The 24,957-nt window shown below is 69.5% G+C and carries 18 protein-coding genes; 13 read left to right on the top strand and 5 right to left on the bottom strand.

Annotated elements, in window-relative coordinates; genetic code table 11:
* Positions 1–95: 95 nt before the first annotated feature.
* Complete coding sequence (locus tag ASE78_RS17745; protein ID WP_056499338.1) at positions 96–749, bottom strand: response regulator transcription factor; 654 nt, start codon at positions 747–749, stop codon at positions 96–98.
* A gap of 113 nt (positions 750–862) precedes the next feature.
* On the opposite strand from ASE78_RS17745, the gene ASE78_RS17740 reads away from it, so the two are divergent.
* The 13 genes from ASE78_RS17740 to pelF all read left to right on the top strand — a co-directional run bounded on the left by ASE78_RS17740 (position 863) and on the right by pelF (position 19,453).
* Positions 863–1,936: an ABC transporter substrate-binding protein gene (locus tag ASE78_RS17740; protein WP_056498989.1), complete on the top strand. Its 1,074-nt coding sequence runs from the start codon at positions 863–865 to the stop codon at positions 1,934–1,936.
* Positions 1,933–3,444: an OprO/OprP family phosphate-selective porin gene (locus ASE78_RS17735; protein ID WP_056498987.1), complete on the top strand. Its 1,512-nt coding sequence runs from the start codon at positions 1,933–1,935 to the stop codon at positions 3,442–3,444. Before ASE78_RS17740 ends, ASE78_RS17735 begins: the two co-directional genes overlap by 4 nt.
* Before the next feature lie 26 nt (positions 3,445–3,470).
* The gene (locus ASE78_RS17730; protein ID WP_055758313.1) at positions 3,471–4,772 is read left to right on the top strand and encodes a CitMHS family transporter; all 1,302 of its coding nucleotides are present in this window, start codon (positions 3,471–3,473) and stop codon (positions 4,770–4,772) included.
* Positions 4,772–5,809: an AbrB family transcriptional regulator gene (locus ASE78_RS17725; protein WP_056498984.1), complete on the top strand. Its 1,038-nt coding sequence runs from the start codon at positions 4,772–4,774 to the stop codon at positions 5,807–5,809. Before ASE78_RS17730 ends, ASE78_RS17725 begins: the two co-directional genes overlap by 1 nt.
* A 17-nt stretch (positions 5,810–5,826) precedes the next feature.
* Positions 5,827–6,498 carry an alpha/beta fold hydrolase gene (locus tag ASE78_RS17720; protein WP_156351553.1) on the top strand — a complete coding sequence of 224 codons (672 nt, stop codon included), beginning with the start codon at positions 5,827–5,829 and terminating at the stop codon, positions 6,496–6,498.
* Between the two features lie 166 nt (positions 6,499–6,664).
* Complete coding sequence (locus ASE78_RS17715) at positions 6,665–10,693, top strand: cadherin domain-containing protein (protein WP_082467309.1); 4,029 nt, start codon at positions 6,665–6,667, stop codon at positions 10,691–10,693.
* Between the two features lie 45 nt (positions 10,694–10,738).
* Positions 10,739–12,136 (top strand): exopolysaccharide Pel transporter PelG, encoded by a 1,398-nt coding sequence (gene pelG / locus ASE78_RS17710; protein WP_056498978.1) that lies wholly within the window; start codon positions 10,739–10,741, stop codon positions 12,134–12,136.
* A gap of 2 nt (positions 12,137–12,138) precedes the next feature.
* Entirely contained in the window at positions 12,139–13,002 is an 864-nt protein-coding gene (locus ASE78_RS17705) for an endo alpha-1,4 polygalactosaminidase (protein WP_056498975.1), read from the top strand.
* Positions 12,999–14,726, top strand: coding sequence for a hypothetical protein (locus ASE78_RS17700; RefSeq protein ID WP_056498972.1), 1,728 nt, complete (start codon positions 12,999–13,001; stop codon positions 14,724–14,726). The genes ASE78_RS17705 and ASE78_RS17700 overlap by 4 nt, the downstream gene beginning before the upstream one ends.
* On the top strand, positions 14,723–16,198 hold the full coding sequence (locus ASE78_RS17695; protein WP_056498969.1) for a hypothetical protein: 1,476 nt from the start codon (positions 14,723–14,725) through the stop codon (positions 16,196–16,198). The genes ASE78_RS17700 and ASE78_RS17695 overlap by 4 nt, the downstream gene beginning before the upstream one ends.
* Complete coding sequence (locus ASE78_RS17690) at positions 16,195–17,136, top strand: hypothetical protein (RefSeq protein ID WP_056498966.1); 942 nt, start codon at positions 16,195–16,197, stop codon at positions 17,134–17,136. Before ASE78_RS17695 ends, ASE78_RS17690 begins: the two co-directional genes overlap by 4 nt.
* A complete protein-coding gene (locus ASE78_RS17685) occupies positions 17,133–17,975 on the top strand; it encodes a hypothetical protein (RefSeq protein WP_056498963.1) in 843 nt (280 codons plus the stop codon). The genes ASE78_RS17690 and ASE78_RS17685 overlap by 4 nt, the downstream gene beginning before the upstream one ends.
* The gene (gene pelF, locus ASE78_RS17680) at positions 17,948–19,453 is read left to right on the top strand and encodes a GT4 family glycosyltransferase PelF (protein WP_235515138.1); all 1,506 of its coding nucleotides are present in this window, start codon (positions 17,948–17,950) and stop codon (positions 19,451–19,453) included. The genes ASE78_RS17685 and pelF overlap by 28 nt, the downstream gene beginning before the upstream one ends.
* On the opposite strand, the gene ASE78_RS17675 is transcribed toward pelF, so the two are convergent.
* From ASE78_RS17675 to ASE78_RS17660, 4 genes are read right to left on the bottom strand one after another with little or no spacing between them, the layout of a single operon-like run.
* Positions 19,450–20,106, bottom strand: coding sequence for an HPP family protein (locus ASE78_RS17675; protein WP_056498961.1), 657 nt, complete (start codon positions 20,104–20,106; stop codon positions 19,450–19,452). The two genes, pelF and ASE78_RS17675, sit on opposite strands and share 4 nt — an antisense overlap.
* Before the next feature lie 47 nt (positions 20,107–20,153).
* Positions 20,154–21,704 (bottom strand): TolC family outer membrane protein, encoded by a 1,551-nt coding sequence (locus ASE78_RS17670; protein ID WP_056498958.1) that lies wholly within the window; start codon positions 21,702–21,704, stop codon positions 20,154–20,156.
* The gene (locus tag ASE78_RS17665) at positions 21,694–23,070 is read right to left on the bottom strand and encodes an HlyD family type I secretion periplasmic adaptor subunit (protein ID WP_056498956.1); all 1,377 of its coding nucleotides are present in this window, start codon (positions 23,068–23,070) and stop codon (positions 21,694–21,696) included. Before ASE78_RS17665 ends, ASE78_RS17670 begins: the two co-directional genes overlap by 11 nt.
* Positions 23,070–24,833, bottom strand: a complete 1,764-nt coding sequence (locus ASE78_RS17660; protein ID WP_082467308.1) for a type I secretion system permease/ATPase — start codon at positions 24,831–24,833, stop codon at positions 23,070–23,072. Before ASE78_RS17660 ends, ASE78_RS17665 begins: the two co-directional genes overlap by 1 nt.
* Positions 24,834–24,957 lie beyond the last annotated feature (124 nt).

Here is a 24,957-nt window from a genome sequence, read left to right as displayed (position 1 = left end):
TGGGTCGGCCGGTTGGTTGGCGTGCGGTCCCTCGCGGGCCGACCCACCCCCGGCCCCTCTCTTCCAGGGAGGGGAGCCATCAGGCATCATCTCCTTCACCCCGCGTCCAGCAGGTAGCCGACGCCGCGCACCGTGCGGATCTGCGGGCCGTCGGGGGCGAGCTTGGTGCGCAGGCGGGTGACGTTCACCTCGATCGCGTTGGGGCCGACCGGTTCGTCATAGCCGAACACTTCGGACAGCAGCAGGTCGCGCGGCACCACCTGTCCGGCGCGGGTGGCGAGTGTGTCGAGCACCGCCCATTCGCGGCGGCGCAAGTCGAGGGTGCGTGTCCCAACCTGCGCGGTGCCGGTCGAGCGGTTCAGGACCAGTGTGCCCACGGTCAGTTCGGGCACCGGATCGCCGCCGCGCCGGCGGCCAAGCGCGCGGACGCGGGCCTCCAGTTCTTCCGGCTCGAAGGGTTTGCGCAGATAATCATCGGCGCCGAGGTCGAGGCCCCGCACCCGGTCGTCGAGCGCATCGCGCGCGGTCAGCATCAGCACCGGCACGCGCTCGCCGCGCCGGCGCATCTCGCGCAGCACGGTGAAGCCATCGATGCCGGGCAGCCCGACGTCGAGGATCGCCAGCGCATAGGGTTCGCCGCCGACCACCTCCAGCGCCTCCTCGCCCGACGCGACATGGTCGACCGCATGGCCGCCGCCGCGCAGCAACGCGGCGATGCTGCGGGCGAGCGCGGCGTCGTCCTCGATCATCAGGATGCGCAAAAATGCCTCGGGGCATGAAAGGTTGCTGACAGCTTCACCACGTATCGCATCATTCCAGCTTATCCGATCCAGAGAAACGGAAAAGCACGAGAGGAACCGGGATGCGCAAGATCCTATTGTCATTGGTGATCGTTGCAGGCGTGGGCGTCCCCGCCGCCGCGCAGCAGCGCCCGACCGGCTATCCCCGTTCCTATGACGCGCTGATCGCCGCCGCGAAGGCCGAGGGCGGCGCGATCGTCTACGGCAATGCCGATACCGCCGAATTGGCGAGCGTGCTGGCGGCGTTCCGCAGCACCTATCCGGGGGTGCGGGTGCGCTATGCCGACCTCAATTCGATCGACATCTATCGCCGGCTTGTCATTGAGACGCGCTCGGGCAAGCGCTCGGCCGACCTTGTCTGGTCGTCGGCGATGGATTTGCAGGTCAAGCTCATCAACGACGGGCTGGCGCAGGCCTATGCCAGCCCCGAGAAGCCCGCGCTGCCACCCACCGCGGTGTGGAAGAACATGGGCTATGGCGTCACCGCCGAGCCGATCGGCATCGTCTACAACCGGCGGCTGATCCCTGACACAAAGATGCCGCGCAGCCATGCCGCGCTGACGCAATTGCTGCGCGCGCGGGCAAAGCTGTTCACCGGGCGGGTCACGACCTTCGATCCGGCGCGCTCGAACGTCGGCTATCTGTATCTGACGCAGGACATGGCGGCGACGCGCGACACGCGCGACCTGCTGGCCGCGATCGCCGCGACGAAGCCGGTGCTGGCGGGCAATACCGAGCCGATGCTGGCGGCGGTGGCAGCAGGGCGGCAGGCGATCGCATATAATGTCATCGGCTCCTATGCGCTGGAACGGGCCAAGAGCGACCGGCGGATCGGCGTGGTGTTCCCCAGCGACTATACGCTCGTCACCTCGCGCATCGCGTTCGTGCCGCGTGCCGCGCGCGCGCCGGCATCGGCCAAGCTGTTCCTCGATTTCCTGCTGTCGCGTCGGGGGCAGAGCCTGCTCGCGCGTGCCAGCCTGTGGCCCGTGCGCACCGACGTACCCGCCCGGCGGCTGCCGCCGGCACAGGCACGGCCGATCCGCGTCGGCCCGCAACTTCTCGTCAATCTCGACCGCATCACCCGCCAGCGCTTCCTGCGTGAATGGCGCAGGGTCCTTACCGGAGCTTCGCAATGAGACATTTCGCTAGTGGCTGCGCCTTCGTCGCGCTGACCGTCGCCACCCCGGCGCTGGCCCAGACGCCGACCCCGGCCGAGCTGGCCGAACTGGTGCGGCAGCAGGCGGCGGAAATCCAGACGCTGCGCGCGCGGCTCGACCGGATCGAGGGGCAGCAGAGCGCCGCCGCGTCCGCGCCGACGACCACGACCGTCCCGACCGCGCAACTGGCGCAACAGGGCGCCGACCCGGCGCTGCTGCTGCCGCAGACCGCCAATACACAGCCGCGCCGCACCGTGCCGTTCGCGCCGCAGCTAGCACCCCCCGGCCCGGCCGACCGCGACGTCACGCAGGCGCAGGCGGCGCGCGACAACCCGTCGGGGCTGACCACCGAATGGGGCGCAGGGCTGCCGGTGTTCCATTCGGCCGATGGCGTCTACACCTTCAAGCCGCGCGGGCGCATCCTCGCCGACGTCAGCTCGACCTTCGGGTCGGACTATGGTGCGCGCAACATCACGACCACCGGCATGCGCGCGCTGCGCCTCGGCCTCGAAGGCGGGGTCGGCACGCATTTCTTCTACCAGTTCGAGATCGATTTCTCCGAAAACGACGTCGATGTCGTCACTGCCTTCATGGGGTGGCGCAACCGGATCGCGCCGGGGATCGATTACGACGTGCGCGCCGGGCACCTGTTCAACGATCGCGGGTTCGAGGGGTCGACGGGGTCGGATTCGACGCCGTTCCTCGAACGCACCACGGTTGCGACCGCGATCATCCCGCAGCGTGGTTTCTATGGCGTGGGCATCATGCCGCGTGTGTTCTGGAAGACGGGCCACGCCTCGCTGACCGTCACCGGCGACCGCATCGACGGGGCACAGGCGGTGGCCGACGGGCGCACCGTGCTGGCGCGCGCGCACTGGAACCCGATCAAGACGCCCGACAGCGTGCTGCATCTGGGCGCGTGGGGCTTCGATGAATCGCTCTCCCCCGCCAACACGTCGCTGACGCGCAACACGGTGATCGGCGGGCGCTTCAACGGGGCGCTGCGCGTGTCGTCGGGGCCGCTGCTGGGCGGGACCGGCACCACCGGCTACGGCCTCGAACTGGGTGGCTACAAGGGGCCGGCGTGGCTGATGGCCGAGGCCGGCCGGCGCGAGGCGCGCACGGTCGCCAATGGCGATTTCGACAGCAAGGCGTGGAGCATCTCGGGCGGGTTCTTCCTGACCGGCGACCTGCCGCCATACAACCCGCGTCTGGGCAGCTTCGGCCAGCCCAAGGTGAAGCGCCCGACGTTCGACGGCGGCCCCGGCGCGATCGAGCTGACCGCGCGCTACGAAAGCCTCGACTATACCGACCTGCTGACCGGCGGCGAGGGCTGGGCCGCGACGCTGGGCGTCAACTGGTATCTCAACAGCTTCACCCGCTTCCAGTTGAACGGCATCCACTGGAACACCGACAACCGCACCGGCGCCTATACCGGCCAGGACAGCGGCCAGACCATCAGCGGCCGCGTGGCCGTCACCTTCTGATCCCCCCACATCCCGGAGACACTGACATGAGCCTCGCCCTGCTTGGCTTCGCGATGGTGGCGGTCTTCATGACCCTCATCATGACGAAGAAGATGACGCCGCTGGTGGCGTTGATCGTCATCCCCACGATGTTCGGCGTCATCGCCGGACAGGCGGCGGGGCTTGGCGACATGATGATCGACGGCATCAAGAACCTCGCGCCCACCGGCGTGATGCTGCTGTTCGCGATCCTGTTCTTCTCGACCATGACCGATACCGGACTGTTCGACCCGCTGGTCGGAAAGCTGATCCGGCTGGTGCATGGCGATCCCTTGCGCATCCTGCTCGGCACGGTCGCGCTGTGCGCGGTCGTCAGCCTCGATGGCGATGGGTCGACGACCTATATCATCACCATCGCCGCGCTGCTGCCGCTGTACAAACGCTATGACATGAACCGGCTGTACCTGTGCTGCCTGTTGATGCTGACCAGCGGCATCATGAACCTGACGCCGTGGGGCGGGCCGACCGCGCGCGCGGCCAGCGCGTTGAAGCTCGATCCGGCCGAGCTGTTCCTGCCGCTGATCCCCGGCATGCTCGTCGGCCTCGGCGCGCTGCTCGCGCTCGCCTTCTGGTTCGGCAAGAAGGAACGCCGTCGCATCGGCCATGTGAAGGCCAACCAGCCGACCGAATTCACCGGCATGGCGGTGTCGCAATATCCCGAGGCGCGCCGGCCGCACCTGATCTGGTTCAATGGCGCGCTCGTCGTGGCGCTGCTGACGCTGCTGGTGTGGGGCATCCTGCCACTATCGGTGCTGATGATGATCGCCTTCGCCATCGCGATGATCGTCAACTATCCGCAGGTCGCCGAACAGAAGGAGCGGATCGCCGCACATGCCGGCAACGTGCTGTCGGTCGTGTCGCTGATCTTCGCCGCCGGCATCTTCACCGGTATCCTGTCGGGCACCGGCATGGTCGAGGCGATGAGTAAGGAAGTCGTCGGCTTCATCCCGCCCGCGTTCGGGCCATATATGGCGCCGATCACCGCGCTCCTCTCGCTCCCCTTCACCTTCTTCATCAGCAACGACGCCTTCTACTTCGGCATGTTGCCGATCCTCGCCGAAGCGGGATCGCATTACGGCGTGTCGCCGATGGCGATCGCACGCGCCTCGCTGATGGGGCAGCCGGTCCATCTGCTCAGCCCGCTCGTCCCCTCGACCTATCTGCTGGTCAGCTTGGCCGGCATCGATCTGGCCGATCACCAGAAGTTCACGCTGCTCCCCGCGATCGGGGTGTGCGTGGTGATGACGATCGTCGGCATGATCGCCCTCGCCTTCCCGTTCGTGGCGTAATGAACCGCGACGCCGCCTCGACGACCCTGCGCTTCCTCGCCGCGCTGGCGGTGGGGGGTGCGGGCGGGGCGGCGTTCGATGCGGCCGGTGCGCCGCTGCCGTGGGTGCTGGGATCGATGGCGGCCTGCGCGGTCGCCAGCGTCGCCGGCGCGCCGATCCGGGCGTCGTCGGCGACCAGGCGGCCGATGGCGGCGGTGATCGGGGTGGTGCTGGGGAGCAGCTTCCACCCCGGGCTGTGGGCGCAGGCGCGAGAATGGATCGTGCCGCTGCTGTGCCTGCCGTTCTTCCTCGGCAGCGCGGCGATCCTGTGCGTCACCTATTTCCGGCGGGTGGCGAAGTTCGATCCGGCCACCGCCTATTTCGCGGGGATGCCCGGCGGCATCGCCGAGATGGTGTTGATGGGCGAGACCCACGGCGCGGACGAACGCGCGATCGGGCTGATCCACGGCGCGCGCATATTTCTGGTGGTGTTCACCCTGCCATGGGCGCTGCACCTGATCCGGCCGGGCGAGGCGGCGGTGGCGGCCACGATCGGCGGCGGGGCGTTCACATGGAGCCTGTTGCCATGGGCTTTGGGCTGCATGGGAGTGGGCCTCGTCGTAGGGCGGGCGCTGCGGCTGCCGGCGTGGCACCTGATCGGCCCGCTGGCGGTGAGCGCGGCGGTGCATGTGACCGGCATCAGCGATTTCCGTATCCCCGGCCCCGTGGTCGCCGCCGCGCAGGTCGGCCTCGGCGCGACGATCGGCTGCCGCTTCATCGGGCTGACCCTGCCTGTCCTGCTGCGCACGCTCGCGCTGGCGGCGGGGTCGACCGCGATCCTGCTGGGGCTGACCGCGCTATGGGCCTGCGCCATCGCCTATCTTACCGGGTTCGATCCCGTCCTGCTGACGCTGGGCTATTCGCCCGGCGGGCTGGCGGAGATGAGCATGGTCGCGCTCGGCCTGTCGCTCGAACCCGGGTTCGTCATCGTCCATCACCTGACGCGCGTCGTGCTCGTGCTCGTCGCCGCCCCCCTCGCCTTTCGCCCTGCCCGCTGAGTCTGGAGATACCGGCCATGGAAGCCTCGCTCGTACCTTTGATGCTGCTGCCCGCGATGGGATGCGACGGGAGGCTCTGGGCGCACCAGATCCTCGATCTGGCCGATGTCGCGGCCCCCGAGTTCAACGACTTGTCGCAGGACGACACGCTGGAGGCGATGGCCGCACGCGTGCTGGCCGAAGCGCCGCCGCGCTTCGCGGTCGCCGGGGTCAGTCTGGGCGGCTATGTCGCGATGGAGATGGTGCGGCAGGCGCCCGACCGGGTGGTGCGCATCGCGCTGTTCGGCACGCGCGCGTCGATGGACGTGCGCAGCCGGACGGTGGGCGAACAGGGCATGCTGGCCACTGCGCCGCACGCCGACCCCTCGCTCAGCCCGATCGTCAGCGGTCCGGTGCAGGCGATGGCCGAGCGCGTCGGCACCGCGGTGTTCGAACGCCAGCGGCGCGCGCTGCTCGAACGGCCCGACATCAGCACCGCGATCGGCGCGATTCATGTGCCCACGCTGGTGGCGGTCGGCGACCGCGACCGCATTTGCATGCCCGACGATGCGCGCGCGCTAGCACGGCGCATTCCGCATGCCGAGTTCCGCATCCTGCGCAACTGCGGACACCTCTCCCCGCTCGAACGGCCGGGCGAGGTGACGATGCTGCTGAACGACTGGCTGCACGACCGGCGATCGGTGCGATAATGAATATTTCGGGACGAACCGGCCGAATCGTCCCGAATTCGCACCCCGCGTGTCAGCGTGATACGGATTAACCATAGCAGCGACTTGCGACCGCCTTATGGATACTTGCGATACTAGTTGCGGGGTGCGAAGCGCCGTCCCATCGAATTCATGGGATTAGGTGGCAATGGCGAACGCGACTCCGATCACGCTCGACGGGAATCTGAACGACTGGAACCAGGCGGACCGGATCGACCGTGGGCTGGGCGAGGGCTATGCGATCTATGCCAAGAGCGACGGCGACGCCTTTGCCTTCGCGCTGAAGGCGCCGGGTGTCATCGGTGCGAACACCACTGCGTGGCTCAACACCGATCGTAACGCGACCACCGGGCATCAGGTGTTCGGGTTCGCCGGCGGAGCGGAATACAACGTCAATTTCAACGGCGATGGCACCGTATCGCTCTATACCGGCAAGGCCGGCGAGACGCTGGTGCTCGCCAATCTCGAGGCGGTGTGGTCGGCGGACAAGTCGACCGTCGAGTTCCGCGTGCCCAAGGCGGCGATCGGCAATCCGCAGGCGATCGACACCATCTTCGACGTGAACGACGACGTATTCCTGCCGGGCAATTATTCGTCGACGCCGTTCACGGTGTTCAACGACACCGGCATCGCCGCCGACCCGGCGCACCGCATCGCGATCGTGTGGTCGGAGTCGACCGCCAACGCCTATTTCAGCAAGACCGCCTATTCGCAGTTGTTCATGGCCGCGCAAAGCCAGGCGATGCAGGCAGGCGTGCCGTTCGACGTGCTGACCGAGAGCGATCTGACCAGCCTGTCGACGCTGGCGAAATACGACAGCATCGTCTTTCCGTCGTTCCGCAACGTCGATGCGGGCAAGGCCGACCTGATCGCGCAGACGCTGGAGCAGGCGACCAAGCAGTTCGGCATCGGCCTGGTCGCCGCCGGCGAGTTCATGACCAACGACCAGGCGGGCAACGCGCTGCCCGGCGACAGCTACAGCCGGATGAAGCTGTTGTTCGACGCGACCCGCGTGACCGGCGGCTTCCCCGCCGACGTGACGATCAAGGCGACCGATCCGAACGGCACCGTGCTCGACGGCTATGCCGACGGGCAGGTGGTCCACGAATACAAGGGCGTGGGCTGGAACGCATTCAAGAGCGAGAGCGGCACCGGCCAGACGATCGCGACCGAGACGGTCAACGGCGAAACCTATTCGGCGGCGATCGCGACGCAGACCGGCGGGCGCAACGTCATCTTCTCGTCGGAAGCGGTGATGGCCGACGAGAACATGTTGCAGAAGGCGATCGATTATTCGGTCCACGGCAACGGCCTGTCGGTCGGTCTGCAGATGACGCGGCAGAGCGGCATGTTCGCGTCGCGCGTCGACATGGACCAGAGCCAGGAGCGCGACGAGGTCAACCCGGAAGAGAACGCGCCGGGCATCTACGACAAGCTGATCCCGCTGCTTGCCGACTGGAAGGAAAAATACAACTTCGTCGGCAGCTATTACGTCAACATCGGCAACAGCCCAACGACGGGCCAGTCGACCGACTGGGCGGTATCGCTGCCCTATTACAAAGCGCTGCTCGACATGGGCAACGAGATCGGCACCCACAGCTACACCCATCCGCACGACACCAACGTGCTGACGGCGGAGCAGGTCGCCTATGAATTCGGCCAGAGCCGCGCCGAATTGCAGAAGCAGATCAGCGACTTCATCGGCCGCGATGCCAAGGTGACGGGTGCGGCGGTTCCCGGCGCCCCCGAACAGATCGCCACGTCGCAGGAAATCCTGAAGTACGTGCAATATCTGTCGGGTGGGTATTCGGGCGTCGGCGCGGGCTATCCCAACGCCATCGGGTTCATGAACCCCGACAATGCGAAGTCGGGCCAGGTCTATATCGCGCCGAACACCTCGTTCGACTTCTCGCTGATCGAATTCCAGAAGAAGACCGTCGCCGAAGCGCAGGCGGTGTGGGCCAAGGAATTCAGCACGCTGACCGCCAATGGCGACGCGCCGGTGGTGGTGTGGCCGTGGCATGATTACGGCCCGACGATGTGGTCGGCCGATGGTCAGGCAAGCGCCTATACCCAGGCGATGTTCACCGAATTCGTCGCGATGGCGGCTAAGAGCGGGATCGAATTCGTGACGCTCGCCGACCTTGCGGCGCGGGTGCAGGCGTTCGATCAGGCGCGGATCGTCACCAGCGTGGTCGGCGACACGATCAACGCCACCGTCACCTCGCCGCTCGGCACCGGCGTGTTCGCGCTCGACGTCGACGGACAGAAGGCCGGTCAGGTGATCCAGAGCGTCACCGGCTGGTTTGCGTACAGCGGCGACAAGGTGTTCCTGCCGACCAATGGCGGCAGCTTCGAGATCAAGATGGGCGCGGCGGCCGACGACGTGACCCACATCACCGAACTGCCGATGCGCGCATCGCTGCAATCGGTGACGGGCGACGGCAAGGACATCAGCTTCACCGCCGAGGGCGAGGGCAAGGTCAAGATCGACCTGAAGGCGCCGGGCACCAACTGGATCACGGTCGAGGGCGGCAAGCTCGAATCGCTGATCGGCGAGGTTGCGACGATCGATCTGGGCGCGATCGGCAGCCATGTCGTGAAGGTGCAGCAGATCGCCAACGCCGGCCCGACGATCACGTCGGCTGGTGGCGGCGACTGGGGCCAGATGGCGCTGGCCGAGAACAACACGGTCGTCGGCGCGGTCGTCGCGACCGATCCGAACGTCGCGCAGGGCGACGCGATCCGCTATTCGATCGGCGAAGGCGGCGAGGGCCGGCTGTTCGAGATCGACCCGGTGACGGGCGTGCTGAAGTTCATGAAGGCCCCCGATTTCGAAAATCCGCAGGATTCGAACCGCGACAACATCTATGACGTCACCGTCGTCGCCACCGATGCGCGCGGCGTGGTCGACAAGCAGTTGCTGTGGGTGAGCGTCAACAACGCGGTCGAACAGACCGGCGGGCCGACGATCACGTCGTTCGCGGGCAGCGATGCGGCGTGGATTCCGGTGGTGACGGAGAACACGACCGCCGTCGCGACCATCACCGCGACCGACCCCGATGTGCGCGATGGCGACAGCGTGCGCTATTCGATCGATCCGGGTCGCGAAGGCCACCTGTTCAACATCGATCCGGTAACCGGCGTGGTGACGTTCAAGAACGCGCCCGATTTCGAGAAGCCGCAGGATGCGGACCGCAACAACATCTATGACGTGACCGTCGTCGCGACCGATTCGTTCGGCGCAACCGACAAGCAACTGCTGTACGTCACGGTCAAGAACGTGTTCGAACAGACCGGCGGGCCGACGATCACGTCGTCAGGCGGCGGTGACAACGGCTCGATAAGCGTGAGCGAGAACACGGCGACCGTCGCGACCGTCACCGCGACCGATCCGAACCTCGGCGACGGCGACAGCATCCGCTATTCGATCGCGGCGGGGGGCGAGGGATCGCTGTTCAATATCGATCCGGTGAGCGGCGTGCTGACGTTCAAGACCGCGCCCGATTTCGAGAACCCGCAGGATTCCGACCGCAACAACATCTATGACGTGACCGTCGTCGCGACCGATTCCTACGGCGTCAGCGACAAGCAGTTGCTGTGGGTGTTCGTGAAGGACGTCGTCGGGCTGAACCAGACCGGAACGATCTTTTCCGAAACGATGAACGGCACCAGCGAGCAGGACATGCTCAACGGGAGCTGGGGCAACGACGTGCTGAACGGCCTTGGCGGCAACGACACGCTGATCGGCGGCGACGGGCGCGACACGCTGAACGGCGGCGATGGCAACGACACGCTGATCGGCGGCGACGACCGCGACGTCATGACCGGTGGTGCCGGTGCCGACGTGTTCCGGTTCGAGCGTAGCGGCGATACGCTGACGTCGTCGTCACTGCGCGATGTCATCACCGATTTCCGTTCGGGCGAGGACAAGATCGACCTGTCGGCGATCGACGCCAACACGTCGTCGTTGGCGCGCGGCGATCAGGCGTTCAGCCTGCTCGGCAACGCCGGCGCGAAGTTCACCGGCGCGGCGCAGTTGCGCTTCAGCTTCCAGATGATCGACGGCAAGGAATATACCGTCGTCGAGGGCAATACCGGGGTCGGCAGCGTCGCCGACTTCTCGATCGCGCTGCTCGGCCACCACAATCTGACCGCCAACGACTTCTTCCTGTAAGAGACTGTTACGAAACCCCGGCTATGGCCGGGGTAGAGGACGGTCATGGCGGGTATCGGGTTTCAACTGGCGCGGGTGGCGCGCGAAGGCGGGGTCGGCGGGATCGCCGGCGCCGCCGTGCATGGCGCGATCATCAGTTCGGGACCGTGGCTCATCACCGCGGGCGCGATGATCCTGCTCGAACGCTGGGCGGCGCATCACCTCTCCGGTGAGGCCGCGCATGTCGTGCAGACGGTGCTGATCTATGCGTTCAGCCTGTCGGCGCTGGCCGCCGCCCCGATCGGCCTCGTCGCGACCCGGCTGGTCGCCGACCGCATCTTCGCGCGCGACGCGGCGGCGATTCCCGGTATCCTGCTGGTCGCGCTGGCGGCGGGGGGTACGATCGGGCTGGTGGTGGGCATCATCCTGTTCGCGCTGCTCGCGGAATTGTCGCTGTGGCCGGCGCTGTTGTCGGCGGTGACGCTGGCGTGGCTGACGCAGATCTGGATCGCGGCACCGATGCTGACGACGCTCAACCGGTTCCGCGCGGTGCCCGCCGCCTATCTGCTCGGCATATCGCTGTCGACCGGGGTCCTGCTGCTCGTGCCGCATGCCGGGCTGACGAGCGTGCTGGCGGTGGTGACGCTGGGGATCGGCACGACACTGGGCGCGATCCTGTTGCTGTTGCGCCGCCATTTCGCGGGCGATCCGGTGCTGCCCTCGCCGCAAGCGATGCCACGACGGCTGGCGACGATCATCGCGCTGGCCGGGGTCGCCGGGGTCGCGGCGATCTGGATCGACAAATGGATCCTGTGGTTCGGTCCTGAAAGTGGTTGGGCGCTGGGGCTGTTGCGGCTCAATCCGATCAACGACGAGGGCAGTTTCCTCGGCCTGCTGACGATCGTGCCGGGGCTCACGCTGCTGCTGATCGTCACCGAAACGCGGTTTGACCGGGCGTTCGGCAGCATGCTGGCGCGCTGCACCGGCACGTCGACGATGGAGCGGATCGAGGAAGCGCGCGGCGACGTGGTGCGCACGATGATCGACGGTATCCGCCTGCTGGTGCTGGTGCAGTTGCTGGTCGCGGCGCTGGCATGGGTGCTGGCGGTGCCGCTGTTCGACCTGATCGGCGCGGACATGCGCGCGATCTTCGCATTTCGCCAGACTTCGGCGGGGGTCGTGTTCCACCTGATCGCGATCGCGACCACGGTGGTGCTCGCCTATTACGACCTGTTCGGGCGCATCCTGGCGACATGGACCGCCTTTGCGATCGGCAGCGCGATCGCTACCTGGGCGCAGTTCGATGCGGGGTTCGCGGCGTTCGGCTGGGGCTATATGGCGGGCGCGGTGGTCGGGGCGTCGGTCGGCATCGCGCTGGTCGCGGAGGCGAGCGTGAACCTGACGTACCTGTTGTTCGTCGGTAACAATCCCGCGGTCGTCGGGCACGGAGGGCGTTGGTTGTGACGATGATCGGACGGCGGCGGCTGATGACGCTGGGCGCGGGCGCCATGGCGCTGACCGTGGCGCTGCGCCGTCGCGCCGAAGGCAGTCCGCCCGCGACGCTGCGCTGGGCGGTCGATTACGGCGCGGCGAGCGTGCCCGCCGTGGCGCAGGGCTATGGCCTGCTCGTCCTGGAGCCGCATCACGCCCGGCCGATCGCGCCGCTGCGCGGGCCGGGGTCGAAGCTGCTCGGCTATGTCAGCTTCGGCGAGGTCGAGCGGCAGCGCCCCTATTTCGCCGCGCTGGACAAGGCCGGCGCACTCGGCAAGCCCAACCCGCACTGGCCCGACGCGCGCTTCGTCGACCTGCGCCATCCGGCGTGGACGAACGCGGTGATCGATACGATCGTGCCCGCGATATTGGCCAAGGGCTATGACGGAATCTTCATCGATACGATGGATAACGCCGAGGCAATGGAACGGCAGGACCCGATCAGGAACAAGGCCATGGTGCAGGCAGGGGCCGCGCTGATCGCCGCCGTGCGCGCGCGGTTTCCCGCGATTCGCATCATGCTGAACCGGGGCTATGCCCTGCTCGATTCGGTCGCGCCGAGCATCGACCATGTGCTGGGCGAGGCGATGGCGACGCGGTGGAACTTCACGACCAAGGCGTATGAAACCCTGTCGGAGAGCGACTGGCAGTGGCAGGCCGACCGGCTCCGGCGTGCCGCCGCGATCAATCCCCGGCTGGCGCTGCATACGCTCGATTACTGGGACCCCGCCGATCCGACCGCCGTCGCCGCGCTCTATGCCCGCGAACGGGCGGCAGGGTTCCTCCCCTATGTCTCGACGCTGGCGCTCGACCGGTTGTGGCCGGAGCCGGGTAGATGAGGGCGGCACCCGACCGGTGGCTGGCGATCGGCGTGCCGGTGGTCGCGGGGCTGGCGATCCTTGCCGCCGCCGCGCTGCTGCTGCCCGGACCGCTGGAGGTGCTGCATGTCGAACGGCGCGCAAGGCCGCCGATCGTCGTGTCGGTCGCGGTGCCGCCGCCGGCGCGGCCCACGCCGGTGATCCCGCTCGACCGTCCGCCGCCGCTGCCGGCGATCGCCGCGCAGATCGCGACCGCCGATGCCGCGACGCTGGCGGCGCTGACCCAGCGGCTGATCGACGCGGGCGAGAAGGTGACGACGCTGCAGGTCGCCTATGACCTTGCCGCCGCCGGGCGCGGGGCTGTGGCGCTCGCCTATCTGGCGGCGCGGCCCGACGGGGCGAGCGCGGCGAGCTGGCCGCTGAGGATGGACCTGCTGGCGAAGACCGGGCGGAAGGACGAGGCGGCGGCGCTGCTGGCGCGGACGGTCGAGGGACGCGGCGAGGTGCCCGCCCCGGCGATCGTCGCGGCGGCGTACGGCCTCGACCGGCCCGACCTGCTAGTACGCGCGGCGCAGGCCGGGGCGATTCCCCGGCCCGATGCGGCGCTGACGCTCGACCTCGTCCAGCGGCTGGAGCAGCGGAAACGCTACGACCTGATCGCGGTGCTCGACCGGGTCGGCAGCGACTGGCGCGCGAAGGACCCGTGGACCGCGATCCGGGTGGCGCAGGCGCGTGGCGACCGGGCGGGCGCGCTGGCGGCGGCGGGGATGCTGCCGCCCGCGCAGGTCGAGGCGGCGCGCGAGGCGATCCTCGCCCAAGCCGGCGACAAGGCGGGGTTGCGCGCGCAGGTGATGGCGCGTGCCGGGGCGAGCGGGGCCGATCTGCCGATGCTCGCCGAACGGCTGCTGGCGCTCGGCGCGCGCGACGATGCGACCGCGCTGCTGATGCGCGCGTCGGCGACCGGCGGGACCGATCGCGCGGCGGCCCGGCGGCTGCTGTATCTGCTGGGACCCCGGCCCGACGCGCGCGATCTGGCGTGGTTGCGGCAGCGCACGCTGAGCGGCGACGCCGACGAACAGCGGCAATGGCTGGCCGCTTATGCCGAGCGCGACCGTCCTGCCGAGGCGCTGGCGTTCCTTGGCCGCCATCCGCTGGCCGACCGGAACGAGACGTTGCTGACCCGGCTGACGCTGGCCAATGCGGCGGGCGATGGCGCGGGCGCGCGGGGCGTGCTGGCGCGGCTGCTCGACGGGCGGGCGCTGTCGATCGATCAGTTGCGCGCGGCGAGTGCAGCGACCCCGCGCCGCGTCGATCCGGCGCAGGCGGCGGCGCTGGCGCGTGCGCGGATCGTGGCGGGAATCGCCTTCCCCCGCGACCGGATCGATCTGGCGTGGAGTGCGTGGAACGGTGGCGATGCCGCACGGACGATCGCGTTGTTGCGCGACCATCTAGGCGACCATCCGAACGATGTCGCCGCGATCCGGCTGATGGCCGATGCGCAGGCCAAGGCGAACGGCGCAGGCGCGGCGCGGCCGTGGCTGGAACGTGCGCTGGCCGCGACGCCCGAGGCGGGGCGGGCCCGCGCCGAACTGCTCGACCGGCTGGGACGCGGGCGCGAGGCGGTGGCGATGGTCGAAGCACTGCGGGACGCCGATCCCGCCGACCGGACGCTGGCCAATCTTCATGCCCGGCTGCTGATCGCGCAGGGGCAGCCGGGGCGTGCGCGAATGGTGCTGGCACAATGATCTTCCTCGCCCTTCTCGCCGCGCAGGCACCGATGCTGCGCGTGCCCCCCGCCGTGCTGAGCGACGCCCGCGTCGTCGGCGACGGCGCACGGCTGGTGTGGCGGCCGGGCACCGCGATCGCCGCCGAGGCGCGGGATGGCGAACTGGTCGTGCGGTCCGACCAGCCGATCGACGACGCGGCGATCGATGCGTTTCGCGCCGCCGCCGGCAATGCGATCGGCGACCTGCGCTGGAACGACGACAGCCTCGTCCTGCGTCCCGCCGCCGGGTGGGACATGACGTGGAGCGCCAGCGGATCGGCGATTGCGGTCGCCTTTGCCGCGCATGCTGATGACATCGTCGTCGACGCGCCCGACCAGCCGGTCGAACTCGACACGCGGCTGCTGGCGATCGAGGCGGATGTCGCCGCCGGCTATCCGGGACAGGGACGCCGCGCCGCCGAGGCCCTGGCGCACGCCTATCCCGACGATCCGCGCATCGGCCGGATCGTCGCCGACGCGCGCAACGCCGATGGCGACCTGCGCGGCGCGGCCAAGGCGTATCGCAAGATCGGCGCGACCGACCGTACCGCGCGCCGCGCACAGGCGTTCGCGCCCGGTGCCGCCAGCGTTGGCGCGACGCTGCGCAGCGGTGGCGACCTGTCGCAGGTCGAGAGCGCGGCGCGGGCGGATGTGGCGGTCGACGACACGCTGACGCTGGGCGGCGGGGTCCGCGCGGTCGCCAGTCGGGTCGATACGGGCACGCGGCGCGAAAGTTACGTCGACCCGATCGTCGATCTGGCGGCGACCGCGCGGGTGGGCGACGCGACGCGGGTGCAGGCGGTGCTGGCCGGCGCGATCGACAGCGGCGTGACCGGCGGCGGCGTGCGCGTGACCGCCGGCTCCGCCGAGGCGCAGTGGCGCGCCGCGCTGCTGCTGCACCAGCCCGATTATTCGACGGTCGAACAAGCGATCGGCGGCGGGCATCTGTCGCGGATCACCGCCGGTGGTGGCTATCGCATCGCACCGGGGCTGGTCGGGCAAGTGGACGTCGGGGCCAATCGCTATGGCCTCGCCGGCATGGGCGGGGCGAGCGACACGCTGACGCTGGCCGGCGGGCTAGACTATATCGTGCGGCGCGGCGGCATCGCGTTCGGCCTCACCTATCGGCTGGAAGGCGAATATGTCCAGCGGCTGCGCCGGTACGGCGACGGCAGCGCGATCGTCGATCTGGTGAACCGCGAAAATCATACGGTGCAGGGGTTGCTGAGCGGCGCGTTCGGCGAGGCGCAACTGACCGGCCTTGCCGGGTGGACGGTCGATCGCTTCGGCGGCAACGGCCCCAATGCCAGCTTGGGCCTCAACCTGCCGGTCGCGACCGCGTGGCGGATCGAGGCGAGCGGCGGCATCACCTCGATCGCGCGGCCGGGCTTTCCCGGCGAACAGGTGTTCGCGCGCGCGCAGGTCAGCCGCGGGCTGGGGAACGGACGATGACCGCGACCCGGAAACGCATCGGCCGGATCGCCGCCGAACTGGTGGTGGGCTTTGGCGCGCTGATCCTGCTCGACCGGCTGCTCGGCACCGGCGGGGCCTTCGCGAAGGTGCAGCCCAATCCGCTGTGGCTGCCGGTGCTGGTCATGGCGCTGGCCTATGGCACGATGCCCGCATTGGCGGCGGCGGCGATCGCTTCGGCGCTGTGGCTGCTCCATGCCGCGCCGGGCGCGGCGGAGCGCGATTATCTCGACCATCTGTTCCACCTGTCGCTGCCGCCGCTGTTGTGGTTCGTGGCGGCGGTGGCGGTGGGCGAGGTGACGATGCTGCGCACCGCGCGCTACCATCTGCTCGAACGGCGGGCCAGCGTCGCGCGGCGCAACGTCGCGCGGTTGACCGACGCGTTCCACCGCCTCGCCCGCACCAACCGCACACTGCAGGTCGAGGTGGCGACCGACCCGCGCACGCTCGGCCATGTCGTCGCCACCGCAAGCCGGCTGGGTTCGGGCGATCCGGCCGAGCGGCGTGCCGCATTGGCCGCGCTGATCGCGATGGCGGCGCGCAGCGAGGATTTCACCTGCTACCGCTTCGCCGGGACCGAGGCGCGCGCATGGCTGCGCGGGGCCAGCGCGATGACCCGGCCCGAGGTGCTGCCCGACGCGCTGGCGACGCTGGCGCGGCGGCGGCAGGGGCCGATCCATGTCGGCCGGCGCGCCGACCGGGCTGCGCTGGCGGGGATCGGCGTCGTCGCCATTCCGCTGGCGCAGGTGGAAAGCGGGCGGATCGCCGGCTGTCTGGTGATCCACGCCCTGCCGTTCGCCGCACTCAACGCCCATGCGCTGGCGGAGATGGCCGAGATCGGCGGCTGGCTGACCCCGCTCATCACCGTGCGCGAACGGGGCAACGCCACGATGATCCAGCCGTCGGGGCGCGTCGCGTGAGATGGGCGTTGCCGGTGGCGGCGGCGATCGACCTTGGCGTCATCGCGTTCGGCGTGGTCGGCGGCGGCGCAGTGGTGCTGGCGGCACATGCGCTGCTGGTCGCGGTCGGCTATGCCTTGTGGCTGCGCGAGGGGCGGCGGGTCGATTTCGCGTCCGCCATGGCCGGCATCTTCGGGCCGGCGGCGTTGCTGCTGGTCGGCTGGATCGTCGTCCATCTGCCGCGAATCGAGCGTCCGCCGTTGCCGCTGCCCGAACTGGCGGCACGCGCCCGGCCGGGGCAGCGCGGGGCAAGCCTCGCGGTCGCGCGGATGCTCGACGGGCGGGTGCTCCATGCCGAGGCCGACACGCTCCATTCGCTGGTGACGGTGATGCGCCACGGCCATGTCGCCGAGCGCCGCCGCGCGCTGGAGACGGTGGTGCGATCGTTCCAGCCGGCGCTCTCGCCGCTGATCGCGCTGGCGCTGACCGACAGCGACCAGACGATCCGCGCGCTGGCCGCCGCCGCATCGGCACGGGTGGTGCAGAATCTGGCGGTCGGCCGCGCGGCACTGGAGGCCGATGCGGCGAACGGGGAAACCCGCGCGACGCTGATCGCGCTGCTGGCCGATCATGCCCGCGCCAATGTGCTGCTGTCCGATTCGCAGCGCGGGCATCTGCGCGACGATGCGCTGGCCTTGCTGGACGACGACGACGACGCGGACGCGGTGCGGATCGAGGCGCTGTGGGCGGCGGGCGACTATGCCGCGATCGACGCGCTGGTCGCGGCCGCCGACCGGCCGGTCGGCGGCGAGCGCATGGCGCAGGCGAGCGCATGGTGGCGGGACAGCGCGGCGGCATGAGCGACGACATGCGTGACGGGCGCGAGGTCGACATCTGCCTGATCGTCGAGGGGGCCTACCCCTATGTCGTGGGCGGGGTGTCGGGATGGTTGCAGGACCTGATCGCCAACCTGCCCGACATCCGCTTCGCGATCGTGGCGATCAAGCCATCGGCGGCCCCCCTGCCCTTTCAACTGACCCCGCCGCCCAATGTCGTGCAGGTCGTCGAGATCGGCCTCGCCCCCGAAACCGCGATGCCGCGCGGCCTGCCGCGTGCCCATGCGACAGCAATCGCCGACGCGCTGATCGAATTCGTCGCGGTGGGCGGGGCGGCGACGCTCGGCAAGCTGATCGACCTGCTCGACGAGGGCACGCGGCGGCTGACCCCCGGCGATATTCTGGCGCATCCCGCCACCTTCGCCCGGTTGAAGCGTCATTATCAAGCGTTGCTGCCGAAGGCGTCGTTCCACCATTATTTCTGGGCGATGCGCGTGCTGCTCGGGGGATTGCTGGCGGTGCTGACCGCGCCGCTGCCCCGGGCGCAGGCCTATCACACCATCTCGACCGGCTTTGCCGGGCTGCTGGCGGCGCGCGCGGCGCGGGTGACGGGGCGGCCATCGTTCATCACCGAACATGGCATCTATCTGCTCGAACGCCAGATCGAGGTGATGATGGCCGAATGGATCGGCGATCAGGTCGACACGGGACTCGAGATGGACCGCACCGTGCGCGATCTGCGCGACCTGTGGGTGCGTGCCTTCACCAGCTATGCCACCGCCTGCTACGACGCCTGCGATCCGATCGTCGCGCTGTACGGTGAGAACAACGCGGTGCAGCGGCGGCTGGGGGCGGCGGCGGACCGGGTGCGGGTGATCCCCAATGGTATCGACGCGCGCCGCTTCGCGCATCTGGCCGATGCGCGCGATCCCGATCACCCGCTGGTGGCGCTGCTCGGCCGGGTGGTGCCGATCAAGGACATCAAGACCTTCATCCGCGCCTGCGCCATCGCGCACGCCGACAAGCCGCATCTGCGCTTCGTGGTGCTGGGGCCGGAGGACGAGGACCCCGAATATGCCGCCGAATGCACGCGCCTCGTGGCCGACCTGAAACTGGGCGACGTGCTGACCTTCGCCGGGCGCGTGCGGATCGAGGAGTGGATGAACCGCATCGACCTGCTGGTGCTGACCAGCCTGTCCGAAGCGCAGCCGCTCGTCATCCTCGAAGGGGGGGCGTGCGGCATCCCGGTGGTCGCGCCCGATGTCGGCAGTTGCCGCGAGATGATCGAGGGGCGCGGAGCCCATGATCCGGGGCATGGCGGAATCGTCACTCCGCTGGTCAATCCGCAGGCGACGGCGGCGGGCATCTGCGCGATCGCCGGCGAACCGACCGTCCGCTGGGAAATGGGTGAGGCGATGCGGCGGCGGGTGCTGCGCGATTACGACCACCCGACGATCATCGGCGCATACCGCGATCTCTATGCGGAACTGGCCGGGCGCTAACGCCGCCGCCCGGCCGCATGGCGTTCGGCATGGGCGAGCAGCGCGTCGAGGTCCTCGCGGGCGATGTCGAAGCTTTCGTGCATGTCGGCCAGCGCCGCGTCGATGTCGGCGGGGGCAAGCGTGACCGGCAGCGGGGCAGGCATGGCGCGGTGCGGATAGCTGCGCAGCGTCGCGTGGTGCCAGACCATCGCGAGGCTGACGAGCGCAATCGAATTGATGCCGACCGGTGCGAAGGCGAAGGCATAGCCCGCGTCATGCACGCCTGCGCTGCCGATCACGGCGGTCAGCGCCGCCGCGCCGCCGGGGGGATGCAGGCAGCGCAGCAGCGACATCAGCGCGATCGCCGCCCCGACCGCGACCCCGGCCGCGACCTCGACGTTGGGGATCAGGTCGAACGCCGCCACCCCGACCAATGTCGAGAGGATATTGCCGCCGAGCACCGGCCATGGCTGCGCCAGCGGGCTGGCCGGCACCGCGAACACCAGCACGGCGGAGGCCCCCAGCGGCGCGACGATGATCGGCAGATCGGAGCCAAGCGCAGGGAGCCCGGCGCACACCACCATCGTCAGCGCGATGCCGATCCCGGCACCGACACAGGCGATCAGCCGGTGGAGCAGGGTCGCGCCGGGCAGCAACGGTTTGAAGAAGGTCATGGGGCCGCCGCCTAGCGGGGGAAGCCCCGGAGCGGCAACGAGTTTTGCTATCCGGTCACGCCGCTGTCGTTGAGGTCGGCGATCACCGGATTGGGCAGCAGCGGCAGCGCGGTGCCGAGCGGCCCTTGCGGCGGCGGTGCGGTGGCGGGACGCAGGACCGGGTCGGTCGCGACCGGCAGAGGCGGTTGGGGCACGAAGGCGCTGCCGGGCATCTGCGCGCGGTCGATCGCCGCCAGCACCGGGTCGAGCGGGCCGATCACCGCCCGCCGCGCCTCGCGCGTGTTGGCGGTGGCGTCATAGGTCGGCACCCCCTGCCCCAGCGCCGCCGCCTGCAACCGGCCGAGCGTTGCGAGCAACCGCGCCTGCGCCGAATAGGCCGAATAGGTCGCATTCGTCAGCACCAGTTGCGCGTTCAGCAGCCGCTGTTCCGAATCGAGCACCTCGAAATTCGAGCGGAACCCCTCGGCGAAACCGCGCTGGACGCCGGTCAGCGCTTCCTGCGCCGCGCCGCTCGCGATCCGACCCGATTCGGCGGCGGTCGTCGCGGCGATCGACTGGTTCCACGCATCCTGCGTCTGTGCCAGCGCCTGTCGCCGGGCGCTTTCGATCTCGAAACCCAGCCGTTCGCGATCCGCCTGCGCCGCGCGGATGCGCGATCCGATGACGCCGCCGGCGATCAGCGGCATGGTGAGCGTCACCCCGCCGCTGGCCTGCGCGCCCAGATCGCGCGTCTGGAAACTGCCCGCCGTGCCATAGCCATAGCCGCCCGACAGCGCCACGACCGGCGCGCGTTCGGCGCGTTCGGCGACGACCCGCGCGTCGCCGGCGCGCGCGGCCAGCAACGCCTCGCCGATCGCCGGGCTTTCGCGCTGGGCGATGGCGAAGGCGGCGTCGAGCGAGAGCGGCAGCCCGGTCAGCACCGGCGGTTCGGCGAGCGTGCCCGGCGTCCGCCCGACCACCGTGGCGAAGCGCGCGCGGCTGACCTGAAGATTCGCCTCGCTCTGCGCCAGTTGCGCGCGGATGATCTCGGCCTGCGCACGCGCCTGCGCGATGTCGGTGCGGGTCAGGTCGCCGCCGCGTTCGCGCGCGATCGCCTGCGCGACCTGCCGGCCATAGCTGTCGAGCGAGCGGCGCTGGATCGCCACCAGATCGCTGTCGCGCCGGACCGAGACATAGGAATCGACGACTTCGAACAGGATCGCGTTTTCCACCTGCCGCAGCCGTTCGCGCGCGGCCAGCACCCGTGCCTCGGCGACCGATACCTGCGCGGCGGTGCGCCCGCCGTTCAGCAATATCTGTTGCGCGCTCAAGGTCGCGGCCATCGTGCGGCTGCGGTTGGTGACGAAATCGTCGAGCAGGTTGCGCTGGTCGGCGGAGCGATATTGGAGCGCCATGTTCAGCCCGACGCTGGGCCGGTACGGCGCGCCCGCCTGTACGATCGTCTCGTCGAGGCTGCGCAGTTCGGCGCGCTGGGCATCGAGCGTCGGGTTGGTGCGATAGGCGTCGGCGATCGCTTGAACCAGCGAGTCCTGCGCCTGCGCCGGGGTGGCGAGGACGAAGAGCGCGACGAGCGGAAGGGTGCGGAGATTACCGTTCATGGAGCGACCGTGAAAAAGCTTCGGTGAGCGGATCAAGCATATATTGCAGCGCGGTGCGGGCACGCAGTTTCACCGTTACCTGCACCGGCACGCCGGGGCGGATGCCGGTGTCACGCCCACGCACCGCCTCGATCTCGGCGATCTGGCTGCGCGGCACAGTGATTTCGGCACTGAAATAGCTGCGGCCGCTTGCCTCGTCGCGCAGCGCGTCGGCCGATACGGTGGCGACGGTGCCGAGCAGGATCGGCAGATCGCGTTCGTGCAGCGACAGGAACTTCACCTCCGCCTCACGCCCCGGCACCACCCCGTCAATATCGGTCGGCAGGAATGTGGCGCGGATGACGAGCGGCGCGGCATCGGGCACGATGTCGAGGATCGGCTGCCCCGCCTGGATGACGCCGCCGACCGAGAACACCCGCAGGCCGACGACCCGCCCGCTGACCGGCGCGCGGATTTCGGTGCGCGCCAGTTGCTCGCGCGCCGCCGCCCATTTGGGCAGCGCCTCGTTCAACTGGAACTGGGTATCGCGCAGCAGCCCGGCCGAATCCTCGACATAGCGCCGCCGCGTCTGCACCTGTTCGGCACGCGCCTGGCCGATCTGTTCGCGCGCCGCCGCGACGCGCGAGGCATAGTCGCCATCGGCCCCGTCAAGTTGCTGGATCGACCGTTCGATCGCGCGCACCGTATTGCGCGAGACATAGCCCTGATCGGCCAGCCGCTTCGTGCTGTCGAGCTGTTGCTGGAGCGACTGGCGCTGGCGTTCGGTGGCGCGCGCCTGCGCGGCGAACCCGGTCGATTGCTGCGCGACGCCCGCCGCCTGTTGTTGCAGCACCGCGCCATTGGCAGCGAGCGCCGAGGCGCGGGCGGCGGCCTGCGCGAGTTGCAACGACTTGGCGCGTTCGACCAGCCGCAGGTCGTCGCCGGTCGCGCGGGCGAATTCGGCGGGCCATTGGATCGCGGTCCCGCGCACATCGGCCTCCAGCCGGGCGCGCTGCGCCTGCAGGTCGATGACGCTGGCCGCCAGCGCGCGTTCGGTCGCGGCGACCTCGGCCCCTTCGAGGCGGAAGAGCAGTTCGCCGGCGCGGACATGCTGGCCGTCACGCACGGCCATCGCGCGGACGATGCCGCCGTCGCGGTGCTGCACCGTCTGGCGGTTGCCGGCGACGACGATCTGCCCCTCGCCCGCCGCCGCCGCGTCCAGCCGCGCGAACGCCGCCCAGCCGAGGCCGACGACAAAGAACAGCACGGCGATGACGATGCCGATCCGCACCGCATGGCGCGGCGAATCGTCGAGCGCGAGGTCCTGCGCGATCCGGGCATGGACCGCGTCCTGCCGGCGGTCGGCGGGGATGATCGTGCCGTCCATCAGCGCGCTCCCCCGGCGGCGGCGGGCGGCGGGGCAACGCTTTGCGGCGTGGCAGGACCACGGATCACCCGGTCGCGATCGTCGAACAACTGGATACGCCCGTCCTTGAGCAACAAGATCTTGTCGACCGCCTGCAACAGTCCGGTGCGGTGGGTCGAGACGACGACGGTCGCGCCGCGCGTGCGCAGCGATTCGAGCGTCTGGACCAACCGCGCCTCCCCTTCGCTATCAAGGTGCGCATTAGGTTCGTCTAGGAACAGGATCGCCGGTTCGCCGTACAGCGCGCGGGCCAGCGCCACCGCCTGCCCCTGCCCCGCCGACAGCCCGGCACCGTCGCCCATCGACAGCATCGTGCCATAGCCTTGCGGCAGCCCGAGGATCAGGTGATGCGCGCCCGCGCGGGTCGCGGCGGCAACCACGCGCTCGTCGATTTCGGGACCGTCGCCGGCCAGCACCGCCTGAAACCGCGAGATATTGGCATGGACCGTCGTCGGGAACAGCGACGGCGACTGCGGCATATAGCCCAGATGCCGGCCGAGTTGTTCGCGGTTCCAGTCGGCCAGCGCCGCGCCGTCGATCCGCACCTCGCCGCTTTCGGGCGACAGCGCGCCCGCCAGTGCGCGCAGCAGCGTCGACTTGCCAGCACCACTGGGACCGACCAGCGCGACGATCTCACCCGGCTGGATCGAGAAGGTCAGGTCGGACAGGATTTCACGGTCGCTGTTCGGCGCGCGCACTGTCAGGGCGCGCACGTCGATCCGTCCCTCGGGGGCGGGCAGCGTGGTGGCGGTGGTGCCGGGTTCGGGCAGATCGCAAAAGGCGGTGAGGTTCGCCCATGCCTGTCGCGCGCTGGCCAGCGGTTTCAGCGCGCCCAATATCTGTTCGACCGGCTGCAATGCCCGACCGAGCAGCAGCGAGGCGGCGAAGATCGCCCCGCCCGAAATATCCTGCCGGATGGCGAGCAGCGCGCCCAGCGCCAGCGCGAGCGATTGCAGCAGCAGCCGCAGGAACTTGGTGATCCCCAGAAAGCGCGACTGCATCGCCGCGATCCCCGCCTGCCGTCGCACCAGATCGGCGCGTTCGAGCAGGTGGCGGGTGACGAGCGCATTGCGCATGCCGAGCACCCGCGCGACCTCCGCCATGTGGATCGAGAAATCCTGTTCGCGATTGGCCAGCACCGCGCGGGCATTGGCGTCGCGCATCGCGGTGGCAGTCGCGCGGTCGCTGGCCCATGCCAGCGTGGCGAGGACGATCGAGCTGGCCAGCGCCAGCACGCCGATCCACGGATGCAGCAGGAACGAGATCAGGATGTAGATCGGCGCCCATGGCGCGTCGAACAGCGCGACCATAATCGGCCCGGTCATCGTGCCGCGCAGCGTGTCGAAATCGCGCAGCGCCTGCATCCGCTGGCTGCCCGTCCCCACGTCGCTGCCCATGATGCGCAGCAGGATGCCGGGTGCCGCGCGCCGCTCCAACCGCATTGATGCGCGCAGCAGCAGCCGCATCCGCACCGCGTCGAGCACCGCGAACACGACCAGCGATACCGCGAGGATCAGCGTCAGCAGCAGCAGCGTCGTCTCGCCGCGTGTCGGCACGACCCGGTCATAGACCTGGAGCATGAAGATCGACGGCACAAGATAGAGGATGTTGACCAACCCCGAGAACAGCGCCGCCGCCCACAGGTGACGACGGCACCGCCGCACGGTGTCGTGCAGCAGATTGCCGGAGGAAGCGGACGCGGACAGCGGAACCGGGCGGGACATGGGCGCACCGTGGCGCAAAAAGGTTAAGAGCTGGCTTGCAAACGATGAACGCCGCCATCCCACACGCCGGCTTGTCGAGGCCACGACGCGGACGATAGAAGCGGGCGGTCCGTCCGGGGGAGTT

Source organism: Sphingomonas sp. Leaf25 (genome assembly GCF_001421635.1).
Lineage (GTDB): Bacteria > Pseudomonadota > Alphaproteobacteria > Sphingomonadales > Sphingomonadaceae > Sphingomonas.
The sequence above is the reverse complement of the archived record's forward strand: the minus strand, read 5'-3'. Positions and strand labels throughout refer to the sequence as shown.

Coding starts and splice junctions, on each gene's coding strand:
- ASE78_RS17745 (WP_056499338.1), bottom strand. CDS start 749: ATGATCGAGGACGACGCCGCGCTCGCCCGCAGCATCGCCGCGTTGCTG.
- ASE78_RS17740 (WP_056498989.1), top strand. CDS start 863: ATGCGCAAGATCCTATTGTCATTGGTGATCGTTGCAGGCGTGGGCGTC.
- ASE78_RS17735 (WP_056498987.1), top strand. CDS start 1,933: ATGAGACATTTCGCTAGTGGCTGCGCCTTCGTCGCGCTGACCGTCGCC.
- ASE78_RS17730 (WP_055758313.1), top strand. CDS start 3,471: ATGAGCCTCGCCCTGCTTGGCTTCGCGATGGTGGCGGTCTTCATGACC.
- ASE78_RS17725 (WP_056498984.1), top strand. CDS start 4,772: ATGAACCGCGACGCCGCCTCGACGACCCTGCGCTTCCTCGCCGCGCTG.
- ASE78_RS17720 (WP_156351553.1), top strand. CDS start 5,827: ATGGAAGCCTCGCTCGTACCTTTGATGCTGCTGCCCGCGATGGGATGC.
- ASE78_RS17715 (WP_082467309.1), top strand. CDS start 6,665: ATGGCGAACGCGACTCCGATCACGCTCGACGGGAATCTGAACGACTGG.
- pelG (WP_056498978.1), top strand. CDS start 10,739: ATGGCGGGTATCGGGTTTCAACTGGCGCGGGTGGCGCGCGAAGGCGGG.
- ASE78_RS17705 (WP_056498975.1), top strand. CDS start 12,139: ATGATCGGACGGCGGCGGCTGATGACGCTGGGCGCGGGCGCCATGGCG.
- ASE78_RS17700 (WP_056498972.1), top strand. CDS start 12,999: ATGAGGGCGGCACCCGACCGGTGGCTGGCGATCGGCGTGCCGGTGGTC.
- ASE78_RS17695 (WP_056498969.1), top strand. CDS start 14,723: ATGATCTTCCTCGCCCTTCTCGCCGCGCAGGCACCGATGCTGCGCGTG.
- ASE78_RS17690 (WP_056498966.1), top strand. CDS start 16,195: ATGACCGCGACCCGGAAACGCATCGGCCGGATCGCCGCCGAACTGGTG.
- pelF (WP_235515138.1), top strand. CDS start 17,948: ATGGTGGCGGGACAGCGCGGCGGCATGAGCGACGACATGCGTGACGGG.
- ASE78_RS17675 (WP_056498961.1), bottom strand. CDS start 20,106: ATGACCTTCTTCAAACCGTTGCTGCCCGGCGCGACCCTGCTCCACCGG.
- ASE78_RS17670 (WP_056498958.1), bottom strand. CDS start 21,704: ATGAACGGTAATCTCCGCACCCTTCCGCTCGTCGCGCTCTTCGTCCTC.
- ASE78_RS17665 (WP_056498956.1), bottom strand. CDS start 23,070: ATGGACGGCACGATCATCCCCGCCGACCGCCGGCAGGACGCGGTCCAT.
- ASE78_RS17660 (WP_082467308.1), bottom strand. CDS start 24,833: ATGTCCCGCCCGGTTCCGCTGTCCGCGTCCGCTTCCTCCGGCAATCTG.